The sequence below is a fragment of the Pseudomonas sp. FSO-7 genome, from assembly GCF_059579345.1.
In genome coordinates this window covers 847,232-862,400 of sequence record NZ_CM184193.1, presented here as the reverse complement: position 1 = coordinate 862,400, position 15,169 = coordinate 847,232, and the positions used below count along the sequence as shown (strand labels likewise).

Below are 15,169 nucleotides of genomic sequence, written 5' to 3'. Positions count from 1 at the left end.
CGGAGTTGCAAATTGCTTGGGTGTTATATGGTCAAGCCTCACGGGCAATTAGTACAGGTTAGCTCAACGCCTCACAGCGCTTACACACCCTGCCTATCAACGTCGTAGTCTTCGACGGCCCTTCAGGGGACTCAAGGTCCCAGTGAGATCTCATCTTGAGGCAAGTTTCCCGCTTAGATGCTTTCAGCGGTTATCTTTTCCGAACATAGCTACCCGGCAATGCCACTGGCGTGACAACCGGAACACCAGAGGTTCGTCCACTCCGGTCCTCTCGTACTAGGAGCAGCCCCTCTCAAATCTCAAACGTCCACGGCAGATAGGGACCGAACTGTCTCACGACGTTCTAAACCCAGCTCGCGTACCACTTTAAATGGCGAACAGCCATACCCTTGGGACCGGCTTCAGCCCCAGGATGTGATGAGCCGACATCGAGGTGCCAAACACCGCCGTCGATATGAACTCTTGGGCGGTATCAGCCTGTTATCCCCGGAGTACCTTTTATCCGTTGAGCGATGGCCCTTCCATACAGAACCACCGGATCACTAAGACCTACTTTCGTACCTGCTCGACGTGTCTGTCTCGCAGTCAAGCGCGCTTTTGCCTTTATACTCTACGACCGATTTCCGACCGGTCTGAGCGCACCTTCGTACTCCTCCGTTACTCTTTAGGAGGAGACCGCCCCAGTCAAACTACCCACCATACACTGTCCTCGATCCGGATAACGGACCTGAGTTAGAACCTCAAAGTTGCCAGGGTGGTATTTCAAGGATGGCTCCACGCGAACTGGCGTCCACGCTTCAAAGCCTCCCACCTATCCTACACAAGCAAATTCAAAGTCCAGTGCAAAGCTATAGTAAAGGTTCACGGGGTCTTTCCGTCTAGCCGCGGATACACTGCATCTTCACAGCGATTTCAATTTCACTGAGTCTCGGGTGGAGACAGCGCCGCCATCGTTACGCCATTCGTGCAGGTCGGAACTTACCCGACAAGGAATTTCGCTACCTTAGGACCGTTATAGTTACGGCCGCCGTTTACCGGGGCTTCGATCAAGAGCTTCGCGTTAGCTAACCCCATCAATTAACCTTCCGGCACCGGGCAGGCGTCACACCCTATACGTCCACTTTCGTGTTTGCAGAGTGCTGTGTTTTTAATAAACAGTCGCAGCGGCCTGGTATCTTCGACCGGCGTGGGCTTACGCAGCAAGTGCTTCACCCTCACCGGCGCACCTTCTCCCGAAGTTACGGTGCCATTTTGCCTAGTTCCTTCACCCGAGTTCTCTCAAGCGCCTTGGTATTCTCTACCCAACCACCTGTGTCGGTTTGGGGTACGGTTCCTGGTTACCTGAAGCTTAGAAGCTTTTCTTGGAAGCATGGCATCAACCACTTCGTCACCCAAAGGGTAACTCGTCATCAGCTCTCGGCCTTAGAATCCCGGATTTACCTAAGATTCCAGCCTACCACCTTAAACTTGGACAACCAACGCCAAGCTGGCCTAGCCTTCTCCGTCCCTCCATCGCAATAACCAGAAGTACAGGAATATTAACCTGTTTTCCATCGACTACGCTTTTCAGCCTCGCCTTAGGGACCGACTAACCCTGCGTCGATTAACGTTGCGCAGGAAACCTTGGTCTTTCGGCGTGGGTGTTTTTCACACCCATTGTCGTTACTCATGTCAGCATTCGCACTTCTGATACCTCCAGCAAGCTTCTCAACTCACCTTCACAGGCTTACAGAACGCTCCTCTACCGCATCACTTGCGTGATACCCGTAGCTTCGGTGTATGGTTTGAGCCCCGTTACATCTTCCGCGCAGGCCGACTCGACTAGTGAGCTATTACGCTTTCTTTAAAGGGTGGCTGCTTCTAAGCCAACCTCCTAGCTGTCTAAGCCTTCCCACATCGTTTCCCACTTAACCATAACTTTGGGACCTTAGCTGACGGTCTGGGTTGTTTCCCTTTTCACGACGGACGTTAGCACCCGCCGTGTGTCTCCCATGCTCGGCACTTGTAGGTATTCGGAGTTTGCATCGGTTTGGTAAGTCGGGATGACCCCCTAGCCGAAACAGTGCTCTACCCCCTACAGTGATACATGAGGCGCTACCTAAATAGCTTTCGAGGAGAACCAGCTATCTCCGAGCTTGATTAGCCTTTCACTCCGATCCACAGGTCATCCGCTAACTTTTCAACGGTAGTCGGTTCGGTCCTCCAGTCAGTGTTACCTAACCTTCAACCTGCCCATGGATAGATCGCCCGGTTTCGGGTCTATTCCCAGCGACTAGACGCCCTATTAAGACTCGCTTTCGCTACGCCTCCCCTATTCGGTTAAGCTCGCCACTGAAAATAAGTCGCTGACCCATTATACAAAAGGTACGCAGTCACCCAACAAAGTGGGCTCCCACTGCTTGTACGCATACGGTTTCAGGATCTATTTCACTCCCCTCTCCGGGGTTCTTTTCGCCTTTCCCTCACGGTACTAGTTCACTATCGGTCAGTCAGTAGTATTTAGCCTTGGAGGATGGTCCCCCCATATTCAGACAAAGTTTCTCGTGCTCCGTCCTACTCGATTTCACTTCTAAGATCCTTTCGCGTACAGGGCTATCACCCACTATGGCCGCACTTTCCAGAGCGTTCCGCTAAAATCAAAGAAGCTTAAGGGCTAGTCCCCGTTCGCTCGCCACTACTAAGGGAATCTCGGTTGATTTCTTTTCCTCAGGGTACTTAGATGTTTCAGTTCCCCTGGTTCGCCTCTTGCACCTATGTATTCAGTACAAGATAACCATCTTATGATGGCTGGGTTCCCCCATTCAGACATCTCCGGATCACAGTCTGTTTGCCGACTCCCCGAAGCTTTTCGCAGGCTACCACGTCTTTCATCGCCTCTGACTGCCAAGGCATCCACCGTATGCGCTTCTTCACTTGACCATATAACCCCAAGCAATCTGGTTATACTGTGAAGACGACATTCGCCGAAAATTCGATCTTGCTCTAAGAGCAACTCACAAATTTTACCTTAGCCTGATCCGTTACCAGTGAAAGTAACGTTCAGTCTATCTTTCTATCACATACCCAAATTTTTAAAGAACGATCTAATCAAAAGACTAGAAATCAACATTCACCATCACCTGGATGGAATGCTCATTTCTAAGCTTTCAGAAGCAGTTTATGGTGGAGCCAAGCGGGATCGAACCGCTGACCTCCTGCGTGCAAGGCAGGCGCTCTCCCAGCTGAGCTATGGCCCCATTACAAAATTGGTGGGTCTGGGCAGATTCGAACTGCCGACCTCACCCTTATCAGGGGTGCGCTCTAACCAACTGAGCTACAGACCCAATTTCGAGCTTGTAACTGTTAGCGTGAGCTATCAGCTTGGAGCTTAAAGCTGCTTCTATCGTCTTCTTCAATGAATCAAGCAATTCGTGTGGGAGCTCATGAAGCAGCTGCGGTCGTCGATTAAGGAGGTGATCCAGCCGCAGGTTCCCCTACGGCTACCTTGTTACGACTTCACCCCAGTCATGAATCACACCGTGGTAACCGTCCTCCCGAAGGTTAGACTAGCTACTTCTGGTGCAACCCACTCCCATGGTGTGACGGGCGGTGTGTACAAGGCCCGGGAACGTATTCACCGCGACATTCTGATTCGCGATTACTAGCGATTCCGACTTCACGCAGTCGAGTTGCAGACTGCGATCCGGACTACGATCGGTTTTGTGGGATTAGCTCCACCTCGCGGCTTGGCAACCCTCTGTACCGACCATTGTAGCACGTGTGTAGCCCAGGCCGTAAGGGCCATGATGACTTGACGTCATCCCCACCTTCCTCCGGTTTGTCACCGGCAGTCTCCTTAGAGTGCCCACCATAACGTGCTGGTAACTAAGGACAAGGGTTGCGCTCGTTACGGGACTTAACCCAACATCTCACGACACGAGCTGACGACAGCCATGCAGCACCTGTCTCAATGCTCCCGAAGGCACCAATCCATCTCTGGAAAGTTCATTGGATGTCAAGGCCTGGTAAGGTTCTTCGCGTTGCTTCGAATTAAACCACATGCTCCACCGCTTGTGCGGGCCCCCGTCAATTCATTTGAGTTTTAACCTTGCGGCCGTACTCCCCAGGCGGTCAACTTAATGCGTTAGCTGCGCCACTAAGAGCTCAAGGCTCCCAACGGCTAGTTGACATCGTTTACGGCGTGGACTACCAGGGTATCTAATCCTGTTTGCTCCCCACGCTTTCGCACCTCAGTGTCAGTATCAGTCCAGGTGGTCGCCTTCGCCACTGGTGTTCCTTCCTATATCTACGCATTTCACCGCTACACAGGAAATTCCACCACCCTCTACCATACTCTAGCTCGACAGTTTTGAATGCAGTTCCCAGGTTGAGCCCGGGGCTTTCACATCCAACTTAACGAACCACCTACGCGCGCTTTACGCCCAGTAATTCCGATTAACGCTTGCACCCTCTGTATTACCGCGGCTGCTGGCACAGAGTTAGCCGGTGCTTATTCTGTCGGTAACGTCAAAACACTAACGTATTAGGTTAATGCCCTTCCTCCCAACTTAAAGTGCTTTACAATCCGAAGACCTTCTTCACACACGCGGCATGGCTGGATCAGGCTTTCGCCCATTGTCCAATATTCCCCACTGCTGCCTCCCGTAGGAGTCTGGACCGTGTCTCAGTTCCAGTGTGACTGATCATCCTCTCAGACCAGTTACGGATCGTCGCCTTGGTGAGCCATTACCTCACCAACTAGCTAATCCGACCTAGGCTCATCTGATAGCGCAAGGCCCGAAGGTCCCCTGCTTTCTCCCGTAGGACGTATGCGGTATTAGCGTCCGTTTCCGAGCGTTATCCCCCACTACCAGGCAGATTCCTAGGCATTACTCACCCGTCCGCCGCTCTCAAGAGGTGCAAGCACCTCTCTACCGCTCGACTTGCATGTGTTAGGCCTGCCGCCAGCGTTCAATCTGAGCCATGATCAAACTCTTCAGTTCAAACATCTTTGGGTTTTGAGAAAACCCTAAACTTGGCTCAGCAATCGTTGGTTACATCTTTGATTTCTCGCGGAGTAACTTGTGATGCTGATAATCTGTTGACTAGCAGTCTGACTCCACAAGCACCCACACGAATTGCTTGATTCAGTTGTTAAAGAGCGGTTGGCTGAGTCTTTCGTCTCAACCGAGGCGCGCATTCTACAGCGCCCCGTGTATCTGTCAAGCGGTTATTTTCAGAAGTTTTCAAAGTTTCCTTATCAACTTCAACCACTTGCGCTTCCGATCTCTCGTTAGCGGGAGGCGAATTCTACAGCGTTAGTCGCTGCTGTCAACACCTCTTTTTCACCGCTTTCGACCGAGAAGATCGAACCGCCGATAGAGCCAAACAACACTGCACTATCTGCTTCTTCCGAACTTCGATGAACTGAAGTCCTGCACCGTCGAAACCTACTTAACTCGTTGAATCTCAAGGAGTTTTCCGTTTCGACTGCGCCGGAAGTGGGGCGAATTATAGACGTCCAGAATCTGCCGTCAACACCTATTTTCACAATTCTGTCACATCAGCCTGAAAGCTCTGTAAACAAAGAGGCCGGCGCCCAAGGGCGCCGGCCTCTTCACTCACCGATTACAAGCTAGGGAAAGCGAACTGTGAAGCCTCATGGCTGGCACGCTGCGGCCAGCGCTGGGTGATGGCCTTGCGACGGGTATAGAAACGCACGCCGTCCGGGCCATAGGCGTGCAGGTCGCCGAACAGCGAACGCTTCCAGCCGCCAAAGCTGTGATAGGCCACAGGTACCGGCAAGGGAACGTTGACGCCCACCATGCCAACCTCGATCTCGTCGCAGAACAACCGCGCCGCTTCGCCATCGCGGGTGAAGATACAGGTGCCGTTGCCATACTCGTGATCATTGATCAGTTGCATCGCCTCTTCCAGGCTGTTGACCCGGACGATGCACAGCACCGGCCCAAAGATCTCCTCCTTATAGATGCGCATCTCGGGAGTCACACGATCGAACAGGCAGCCACCAAGGAAGAAGCCCTCTTCATGCCCGGCCACACTCAAGCCGCGACCATCGACAATCAGCGAAGCACCTGCCGCCACACCCTCTTCTATATAGCCACTGACCTTATCCCGATGCTGACCGGTCACCAGCGGCCCCATGTCCAGCCCGCAAGACGTGCCGGCGCCGATCTTCAGCGCCTTGATTTGCGGCACCAGCTTGGACACCAATGCATCCGCCACCTGGTCGCCGACACACACAGCCACCGAAATCGCCATGCAACGCTCGCCGCACGAACCGTACGCCGCGCCCATCAGTGCGCTGACGGCATTGTCCAGGTCGGCATCCGGCATCAGCACCGCATGGTTCTTCGCCCCACCCAGTGCCTGGACGCGCTTGCCACGTCGGGTGCCCTCGGCATAGATGTATTCGGCAATCGGCGTCGAACCGACAAAACTCAGCGCCTTCACTTCCGGCGCTTCGATCAGTGCATCCACGGCAGCCTTGTCGCCATGGACCACGCTCAAGACGCCCTTGGGCAAACCGGCTTCCAACAGCAGTTGGGCAATCAGCAGCGTCGAACTCGGGTCGCGCTCGGACGGCTTGAGAATAAAGCAGTTACCGCAGACGATCGCCAGCGGATACATCCACAGCGGCACCATCGCCGGGAAGTTGAACGGCGTGATACCCGCCACCACGCCCAAAGGTTGAAAGTCTGACCAGGCATCGATGTTCGGGCCTACGTTACGGCTGTATTCGCCTTTCAGGATTTCTGGCGCGGCACAAGCAAACTCGACGTTTTCGATGCCTCGCTTGAGCTCACCGGCCGCGTCTTCCAAGGTCTTGCCGTGTTCTTCGCTGATCAACTGGGCGATACGCGACTCGTTTTGCTCCAGCAATTGCTTGAAACGGAACATGACCTGCGCACGCTTGGCCGCAGGCGTATTGCGCCAGGCCGGGAAAGCCGCCTTGGCAGCGTCGATGGCTTGCTGGATGGTCGCGCGATCAGCCAACGGCACCTTATGGATGGCCTGGCCAGTGGACGGGTTGAACACATCGGCGGTGCGAGCGCTGTCGCTCAGCAATTCGCCATTGATCAAATGCGGGATGAGGCTCATGGGGACTCCAGAATTATCCACAGGCGCCCGTGACCGGACGCCCGTTATCGAAAGCTATAGAGAAGGACGCATCAGTCGAGCTTGTTCAGCACTTCACCGACGGCGTCGAACAGGCGATCCAGATCCTGCGGCTTACTGTTGAACGTAGGCCCGAATTGCAGGGTGTCACCGCCGAACCGCACATAGAACCCGGCTTTCCACAACGCCATGCCGGCCTCGAACGGACGCACGATTGCATCGCCATCGCGCCCGGCGATCTGGATCGCGCCGGCCAAGCCATAGTTGCGAATGTCGATGACGTTCTTCGCGCCCTTCAAGCCGTGCAATGCATTCTCGAAATGCGGAGCGATCTCGGCCACGCTCTGCACCAGGTTTTCCTTCTGCAGCAAGTCCAGCGCCGCCAGGCCAGCCGCACAGGCCACCGGGTGCGCCGAGTAGGTGTAGCCGTGGGGGAATTCCACTGCGTACTCGGGTGTTGGCTGGTTCATGAAGGTCTGGTAGATCTCGGAGCTGGCAATCACCGCGCCCATGGGGATCGCGCCGTTGGTGACTTGCTTGGCGATGCACATCAGGTCCGGGGTCACGCCAAAGCTGTCGGCACCGAACATCGAACCGGTGCGGCCGAAACCGGTGATCACTTCGTCGAACACCAAGAGAATGCTGTGCTGGTCGCAGATTTCCCGCAGGCGCTTGAGATAACCCTCAGGCGGCACCAGCACGCCGGCCGACCCTGCCATCGGTTCGACAAACACAGCAGCGATGTTGGACGCATCGTGCAGTTCGATCAGCTTCAGCAGTTCATCGGCCAAGGCGATGCCACCCTCTTTGGGCATGCCACGGGAATAGGCGTTGCTGGCCAGTAAGGTGTGGGGCAAATGATCGACATCCATCATCGCCTGACCGAACAACTTGCGGTTGCCGCTGACACCGCCGAGGCTGGTGCCGGCGATGTTCACGCCGTGATAACCACGGGCACGCCCAATCATCTTGGTCTTGGTCGCCTGGCCCTTGAGACGCCAATAAGCGCGGACCATCTTCACCGCAGTATCGGCGCACTCGGAGCCGGAATCGGTGAAGAACACGTGATTGAGATTGCCCGGGGTCAGGCTGGTGATTTTTTCCGCCAACTGGAACGACAGCGGATGACCGTACTGGAACCCCGGCGAGTAATCGAGGGTGCCCAGTTGCTTGGCGACCGCTTCCTGGATTTCCTTGCGGGTGTGCCCGGCGCCGCATGTCCACAGGCCCGACAGCGAGTCGTACACCTTGCGCCCTTTATCATCCACCAGCCAACTGCCTTCGGCGGCGACAATCAGGCGCGGATCGCGCTGGAAATTGCGGTTGGCGGTGTAAGGCATCCAGTGGGCATCGAGCTTGAGCTGGCTGGCCAGGCAACCGGCAGCGTGTTCGGGCATGTTCATCGACAAAACCTCGCAGGTCATAAGCGACAGGGGATCGAAAGCGTTCTTGCAGCTAAGTTGCCACGGCGATAAAGTCGGTGAAATCCAACTTTTGTAACCTTCAGTCAGTGGATCACTAAACTATGAGCGCTCGTCGTCCCGATCCACTGGCCCAGGTCAGCGACTTTGATATTCGCCTGCTGCGCATTTTTCGCAGCGTAGTGGAATGCGGTGGATTCTCCGCGGCGGAAACCGTGCTGGGCATCGGCCGTTCGGCCATCAGCCAGCAGATGAGCGACCTCGAACAACGCCTCGGTTTGCGCCTGTGCCAGCGCGGGCGCGCGGGTTTTTCCCTGACCGAAGAAGGGCGCGAGGTGTATCAATCGGCGTTGCAGTTATTGAGCGCACTGGAAAGCTTTCGCACCGAGGTCAACGGCCTGCACCAGCATCTGCGCGGTGAGTTGACCATCGGCCTGACCGACAATCTGGTCACCCTGCCCCACATGCGCATCACCCACGCCCTGGCGCAATTGAAAGAGCGCGGGCCCGACGTGCAGATCCAGATTCGCATGATCGCCCCCAACGAAGTCGAGCAAGGCGTGCTCGACGGACGCTTGCATGTTGGCGTAGTCCCCCAGGCCAGTGCCTTGTCCGGGCTGGAATATCAACCGTTGTACAGCGAACGATCACTGCTGTACTGCGCGGTCGGGCACCCGCTGTTTTATGTCGATGACCAACAACTTGAAGACGCTCGCCTCAACAGCCAGGACGCCATCGCCCCCACGTTCCGCCTGCCGGCCGAGGTCCAGGCCCACTACCAGGCGCTCAACTGCACCGCGAGTGCATCGGACCGCGAAGGCATGGCGTTCCTGATCCTCACCGGGCGCTACATCGGTTACCTGCCCGATCACTACGCCAACCTCTGGGTCCAGCAAGGTCGGTTGCGGGCCTTGAAACCTACCGCACGGTTCTATGACCTGAGCCTGGCGTCGGTTACGCGCAAGGGCCGCCGGCCTCATCTGGTGCTGGAGAGTTTTCTCGACAGCTTGGCGGCAACTCGCTGATCTCCTCCGCCCCTTGTGGGAGCGAGCTTGCTCGCGATGGCGATAGGTCATCCACATCACCGCTGACTGACCAGCCGCTATCGCGAGCAAACTCGCTCCCACAGGTGTTTAGCCGGCTTTTAGTGTGATGGCACTTGTCGGATTGATGCCGGTGCGCTATCAACGCACTTGCTTGCCCCACAGAACCAGCCCGGAAACGCCCATGACCTTTGAAGTCCCTGCCCACAGCGGCAAGCCCACCAGTCGCATTCGTCAAAAGAACGAAGAGACGATTCTCAAGGCCGCCGAAGATGAATTCGCTCGCCACGGGTTCAAAGGCACCAGCATGAATGCCATCGCCCTCAAGGCTGGGCTGCCGAAGGCGAACCTGCATTATTACTTCACCAATAAACTTGGCCTGTACGTGGCGGTGCTGAGCAACATCATCGAATTGTGGGACAGTACCTTCAATACCCTCACCGCCGAGGATGATCCGGCCGAAGCCCTGACCCGCTATATCCGCGCCAAAATGGAGTTCTCTCGTCGCCAGCCCCAGGCGTCGCGGTTGTTTGCCATGGAAGTGATCAGCGGTGGCGAATGTCTGACCGAGTACTTCAACCAGGATTATCGCGCCTGGTTCAATGGCCGGGCGGCCGTGTTCCAGGCCTGGATCGACGCCGGCAAGATGGACCCGATCGACCCGGTGCACCTTATTTTCCTGTTGTGGGGCAGCACCCAGCATTACGCCGATTTCGCCACTCAGATCTGTCGCGTGACCGGTCGCAGCAAGTTGACCAAGCAGGACATGATCGACGCGGGTGACAACCTGATCCGCATCATTCTCAAGGGCTGCGGCCTGACACCCACTCTTTAAGATCGCCATGCCCTTTACCCTTGCCGGCTTTTGCGAGTACCGCGAAGACATTCGCAAAAGCCGCTTCATCACCTTCGCCGCGCCCATCACCAGCCCCGCCGATGCCCAAGCGTTCATCGAGCAACACAGCGACCTGGATGCCACGCACAATTGCTGGGCCTGGAAACTCGGCGACCAATACCGCAGCAACGACGATGGCGAGCCAGGTGGCACCGCCGGTCGGCCGATCCTGGCCGCGATCGAAGCCCAGGCCTGCGATCAAGTCGTGGTGCTGGTGGTTCGCTGGTACGGCGGGATTCAACTGGGCACCGGCGGGCTCGCCCGGGCTTATGGCGGCGGCGCGAATAAATGCCTGCAAAACGCCGAAAAAATCGAATTGATCAGCCGTGTGCCGCTGCACTGTAGCTGCGGGTTCGCCGAACTGCCCCTGGTGAAACTGCGCGTCGCCGAGTGCGGCGGGCTGGTCAATGAAGAACGCTTCACCGCCAATGGCGTAGACCTGCAATTGGCCGTGGGTGAAGCCCACATCGAAACCCTGCAAACGCAACTGGCCGGCCTGAGCCGTGGAAGGATCCTGTTGGCGCGTTGAGTTCGCAGGCTTGCATCGCGCAATCGTTCAACTTGCCCACATCCACTGTGCACCCGACTGTGGATAACCTGAGTACATCCCCCTGTAACCCTTTTGTCATGCGGCTTTCAGAGGGTTGCTCATTTTTCGTCCAAAACTCCACCCAACCGACAAATCCATCCGCAAAACAAACGCTTGCACAGGGTTATCACCTTTAGAAGAAAGCCCCGCAGTGCTTATGCCCAAGTTTCCGGCTTGCGCACAATAACTGTGGAGCAACCTGTGGATAACCCGTTCATGGCTCCTCCCGCCCCAAGAAGAACATGGCTCGCGGCCGCTTGCTCAATTTTTAACCACCCATTTCAGGGCATACCGATGCCTGCGTAAAACGCGCTCGCTCCAACCCAGTGCAGAATTGTCCAATCGCCGCGGCCCAGGCCACACGCAGAGGGCCCTAGTGCTGGGCCCAAGGCAATTTCCTGACCTGATGGCCAGGAAATTGCTTTATTCACAGGCATTCCAGTCCATCGGCCCGAGCCTGTCATGTCCAACCCCGACTCCACCGCGCGCCTGCAACTGCGCAAGATCAGCAAACGCTACCCCGGTTGCCTGGCCAACGACGCCATCGACCTGAGCATCCAGCCCGGCGAGATCCACGCCCTGCTCGGCGAAAACGGTGCGGGTAAAAGCACCCTGATGAAGATTATCTACGGCGTTACTGCTGCCGATTCGGGTGAAGTGATCTGGCAAGGCCAGCGCGTCAACCTGCGTAACCCGGCCCAGGCTCGCAGCCTGGGCATCGGCATGGTGTTCCAGCATTTCTCGCTGTTCGAAACCCTCACCGTTGCGCAAAACATCGCCCTGGCAATGGGCGCGGCAGCCGGTACGCCGACGCAACTGGAACCCCGGATCCGCGACGTTTCCCGACGCTACGGCATGGCACTGGAACCGCAGCGGCTGGTCCACGACCTGTCGATTGGCGAGCGCCAGCGGGTGGAGATCATTCGCTGCCTGATGCAGGACATTCGCCTGTTGATTCTCGATGAACCGACCTCAGTGCTCACGCCCGCAGAAGCCGAAGAACTGTTCGTGACCCTGCGCCGCCTGGCGAGCGAGGGCTGCAGCATTTTGTTTATCAGCCACAAGCTCGGGGAAGTGCGAGCCTTGTGCCACAGCGCCACGGTACTGCGCGGCGGACGGGTGGCGGGGCATTGCACCCCGGCGCACTGCTCGGACCGGGAGCTGGCGCAACTGATGGTTGGCGAAGCCGCCGGGCTGATCACGGACTACCCCAAGGTCAGCGCAGACAAAGCCTTCCTGCAAATCAACAAGCTGTCATGGCATAACCCGGACCCGTTCGGCTGTTCGTTGCGAGACATTGACCTTGAGGTCTGCAGCGGCGAAATCGTCGGCATCGCCGGGGTGGCGGGCAACGGCCAGGACGAATGGCTGGCGTTGCTCAGCGGAGAAACACAGCTTCCCCGCCAGCAGGGCGATACGATCCGATTCGACGGGCAACCCGTCGCGCACCTGCGCCCCGACGCCCGGCGTCGGCTTGGCCTGGCATTCGTCCCCGCCGAACGCCTGGGCCACGGCGCCGTGCCGCAATTGAGCCTGGCGGATAACGCCTTGCTCAGCGCTTTCCAACAGGGCCTGGTCAGCCATGGGCTGATTCGACGCCGCCAGGTCGAACACCTGGCCGAGGACATCATCCGCCGCTTTGGCGTGAAAACACCCGGCACCCGAACCCCGGCACGCAGTCTTTCGGGGGGCAACCTGCAGAAATTCATTCTCGGTCGGGAAATCCTCCAACAGCCAAAACTGCTTGTGGCCGCGCACCCGACCTGGGGCGTGGATGTCGGTGCGGCGGCGACCATCCATCGCGCCCTGATCGCCCTGCGCGACGCGGGCGCGGCGATTCTGGTGATCTCCGAAGACCTCGACGAACTGTTTCAGATCAGCGACCGCCTCGGTGCCTTGTGCGGCGGGCGCCTGTCGGCCTTGCGCCCTACGGTCGAGACCCGCCTCAGCGACATCGGAGCGTGGATGGCTGGTCAATTCGACGCCTCTCAATCCCCTGCCCCCGCGCCGGTTTAACGGAGTTTTCCATGCTGCTTTCTCTCGAACCCCGCGGCCAGCAATCGCGCCTGATGCTCTGGTGCTCGCCGCTATTGGCCGCCGTGTTGACCCTGGGCTGTGGCTCGCTGCTGTTTATCGCCCTGGGACATGACCCGGTGCAAACGCTGTACACCCTGTTGATCGCCCCGATCAGCGACCTGTACGGCGTGTCCGAATGGCTGGTCAAGACCTTGCCGATCCTGCTGTGCGCCCTAGGCCTGGCAGTGGCTTATCAGGCGCGGATCTGGAACATCGGCGCCGAAGGCCAACTGCTGCTGGGTGCCCTGGCCGGCAGCGCCTTGGCGGTGAACATCATCGGCGTGCAAAGCCGCTGGGCATTGGTGTTGATCCTGCTGACCGGTACCCTGGCCGGGGCGGCCTGGGCCGGACTCACGGCGTGGCTGCGCACGCGTTTCAATGCAAACGAGATCCTGACCAGCATCATGCTCAATTACATCGCCCTGAACCTGCTGCTGTTTTGCGTTCACGGGCCGTTGAAAGACCCGGCGGGTTTCAACTTCCCGGAGTCGGCGATGTTCGGCGAGGCCAGTCGCCTGCCCTTGCTGCTGGAGGACGGCCGGGTCCATGCCGGGCTGTATTTCGCCCTGCTGGCGTTGGTGGCGGTGTGGGTCTTGCTGCAGAAAAGCTTCGTCGGCTTTCAGATCAAGGTGCTTGGCCTCGACGCCCGCGCCGCCGGTTTCGCCGGCTTTCGCCAGAAGCCGCTGGTGTGGCTGGCGTTGTTGATCAGCGGGGCGCTGGCCGGACTGGCCGGTGTCTGCGAAGTGACCGGGCCGATCGGCCAACTGGTGCCCCAGGTGTCGCCGGGCTACGGCTATGCGGCGATTACCGTGGCCTTCCTGGGACGCCTCAACCCCATCGGCATTCTGTTTGCCAGCTTGTTGATGGCCCTGCTGTACATCGGCGGTGAGAGCGCTCAGATGTCGTTGAACCTGCCCCAGGCGATCACCCAGTTGTTCCAAGGGATGATGCTGTTTTTCCTGTTGGCCTGCGACGTGCTGATCCTCTACCGGCCACGCCTGAACCTGCGCTGGTCCCGGCGCGCCCGAACCACTGCGGTACAGGCAGGAGCCCTGTGATGGATATCGACCTGTTGAGCAATATTTTCTACGCCATGGTCCGCTGCGGCACACCGCTGCTGCTGGTGGCCCTGGGTGAATTGGTCTGCGAAAAAAGCGGCGTCCTTAACCTGGGGCAGGAAGGCATGATGCTGTTCGGCGCGGTGATCGGTTTTATCGTCGCGTTCAACAGCGGCAACCTCTGGCTCGGCGTGCTGCTGGCGATGGCCGCCGGGATGCTGTTGTCGGCATTGTTCGCGCTGGTGGCGCTGGTGTTCAACGCCAACCAGGTGGCCACCGGGCTGGCGCTGACGATTTTCGGGGTGGGGCTGTCGAGCTTTGTCGGGGCGGCCTGGGTCGGTAAACCGTTGGCGGGTTTCGAGCCGTTGGCCATTCCCTACCTGAGTGACATCCCGTTGATAGGACGGACGCTGTTTGCCCAGGATCTGCTGGTTTACCTGTCCTTCGCGCTGTTTGCCCTGGTGGCGTGGGTGATCGTGAGGAGTCGCGCCGGGTTGATCATCCAGGCCGTCGGCGAGAACCCCGATGCCGCCAGCGCCATGGGCCTGCCGGTATTGCGAGTGCGGACCCTGGCGGTGCTGTTTGGCGGCGCCATGGCCGGGTTGGCCGGCGCCTATCTATCGTTGGCCTACACGCCGATGTGGGCCGAAAACATGAGCGCCGGGCGTGGCTGGATCGCCCTGGCGCTGGTGGTGTTCGCCAGTTGGCGGGTGTGGCGCCTGCTACTGGGCGCCTACCTGTTCGGCCTCGCCAGCATCCTGCACCTGGTGGCCCAGGGGTTGGGCCTGGCGATTCCATCGAGTCTGCTGGCGATGCTGCCGTATGCCGCGACCATTGTGGTGTTGGTTCTACTGTCCCGGGACGCCGTGCGCACCCGGCTGTATGCGCCGGTGTCGCTGGGGCAGCCCTGGCAGGCGGGACATTGAGATAGACCGCGAAGCGCCTATCGCGAGCAAGCTCGCTCCCAC

Annotated in this window: 9 protein-coding genes, 2 tRNA genes and 2 rRNA genes; 6 read left to right on the top strand and 7 right to left on the bottom strand. The window is 58.0% G+C overall.

Annotated features, from left to right (window positions below; all coding sequences use genetic code 11):
- Nucleotides 1–27: 27 nt before the first annotated feature.
- The 6 genes from AC515T_RS03675 to aptA all read right to left on the bottom strand — a co-directional run bounded on the left by AC515T_RS03675 (nt 28) and on the right by aptA (nt 8,522).
- Nucleotides 28–2,919, bottom strand: a 23S ribosomal RNA gene (locus tag AC515T_RS03675).
- A gap of 241 nt (nt 2,920–3,160) precedes the next feature.
- Nucleotides 3,161–3,236: transfer RNA gene (locus AC515T_RS03670), tRNA-Ala, on the bottom strand.
- Nucleotides 3,237–3,246: 10 nt separating this feature from the next.
- Nucleotides 3,247–3,323: transfer RNA gene (locus AC515T_RS03665), tRNA-Ile, on the bottom strand.
- A 122-nt stretch (nt 3,324–3,445) separates the two neighbouring features.
- Nucleotides 3,446–4,982 (bottom strand): 16S ribosomal RNA (locus tag AC515T_RS03660).
- The 16S and 23S rRNA genes sit together here with 2 tRNA genes alongside, the layout of an rRNA operon.
- 625 nt (nt 4,983–5,607) lie before the next feature.
- Nucleotides 5,608–7,101 (bottom strand): CoA-acylating methylmalonate-semialdehyde dehydrogenase, encoded by a 1,494-nt coding sequence (locus AC515T_RS03655; protein ID WP_496531474.1) that lies wholly within the window; start codon nt 7,099–7,101, stop codon nt 5,608–5,610.
- Between the two features lie 71 nt (nt 7,102–7,172).
- Complete coding sequence (gene aptA / locus AC515T_RS03650; RefSeq protein WP_496531473.1) at nt 7,173–8,522, bottom strand: omega-aminotransferase AptA; 1,350 nt, start codon at nt 8,520–8,522, stop codon at nt 7,173–7,175.
- Between the two features lie 122 nt (nt 8,523–8,644).
- Here aptA and AC515T_RS03645 point away from each other — a divergent pair, with 122 nt between their 5' ends.
- From AC515T_RS03645 to AC515T_RS03635, 3 genes are all read left to right on the top strand, one after another.
- Nucleotides 8,645–9,565: a LysR family transcriptional regulator gene (locus AC515T_RS03645; RefSeq protein ID WP_496531472.1), complete on the top strand. Its 921-nt coding sequence runs from the start codon at nt 8,645–8,647 to the stop codon at nt 9,563–9,565.
- A gap of 202 nt (nt 9,566–9,767) precedes the next feature.
- Nucleotides 9,768–10,418: a TetR/AcrR family transcriptional regulator gene (locus tag AC515T_RS03640; protein ID WP_060739307.1), complete on the top strand. Its 651-nt coding sequence runs from the start codon at nt 9,768–9,770 to the stop codon at nt 10,416–10,418.
- A 7-nt stretch (nt 10,419–10,425) separates the two neighbouring features.
- On the top strand, nt 10,426–11,007 hold the full coding sequence (locus tag AC515T_RS03635; protein ID WP_496531471.1) for an IMPACT family protein: 582 nt from the start codon (nt 10,426–10,428) through the stop codon (nt 11,005–11,007).
- 119 nt (nt 11,008–11,126) lie between these two features.
- On the opposite strand, the gene AC515T_RS03630 is transcribed toward AC515T_RS03635, so the two are convergent.
- On the bottom strand, nt 11,127–11,219 hold the full coding sequence (locus tag AC515T_RS03630; RefSeq protein ID WP_496533069.1) for a 4Fe-4S binding protein: 93 nt from the start codon (nt 11,217–11,219) through the stop codon (nt 11,127–11,129).
- A 310-nt stretch (nt 11,220–11,529) separates the two neighbouring features.
- On the opposite strand from AC515T_RS03630, the gene AC515T_RS03625 reads away from it, so the two are divergent.
- The 3 genes from AC515T_RS03625 to AC515T_RS03615 are packed head-to-tail and all read left to right on the top strand — an operon-like array spanning nt 11,530 to nt 15,127.
- The gene (locus tag AC515T_RS03625) at nt 11,530–13,083 is read left to right on the top strand and encodes an ABC transporter ATP-binding protein (RefSeq protein WP_496531470.1); all 1,554 of its coding nucleotides are present in this window, start codon (nt 11,530–11,532) and stop codon (nt 13,081–13,083) included.
- An 11-nt stretch (nt 13,084–13,094) separates the two neighbouring features.
- The gene (locus tag AC515T_RS03620; RefSeq protein ID WP_496531469.1) at nt 13,095–14,201 is read left to right on the top strand and encodes an ABC transporter permease; all 1,107 of its coding nucleotides are present in this window, start codon (nt 13,095–13,097) and stop codon (nt 14,199–14,201) included.
- Entirely contained in the window at nt 14,201–15,127 is a 927-nt protein-coding gene (locus AC515T_RS03615; protein WP_496531468.1) for an ABC transporter permease, read from the top strand. Before AC515T_RS03620 ends, AC515T_RS03615 begins: the two co-directional genes overlap by 1 nt.
- Nucleotides 15,128–15,169: the final 42 nt, after the last annotated feature.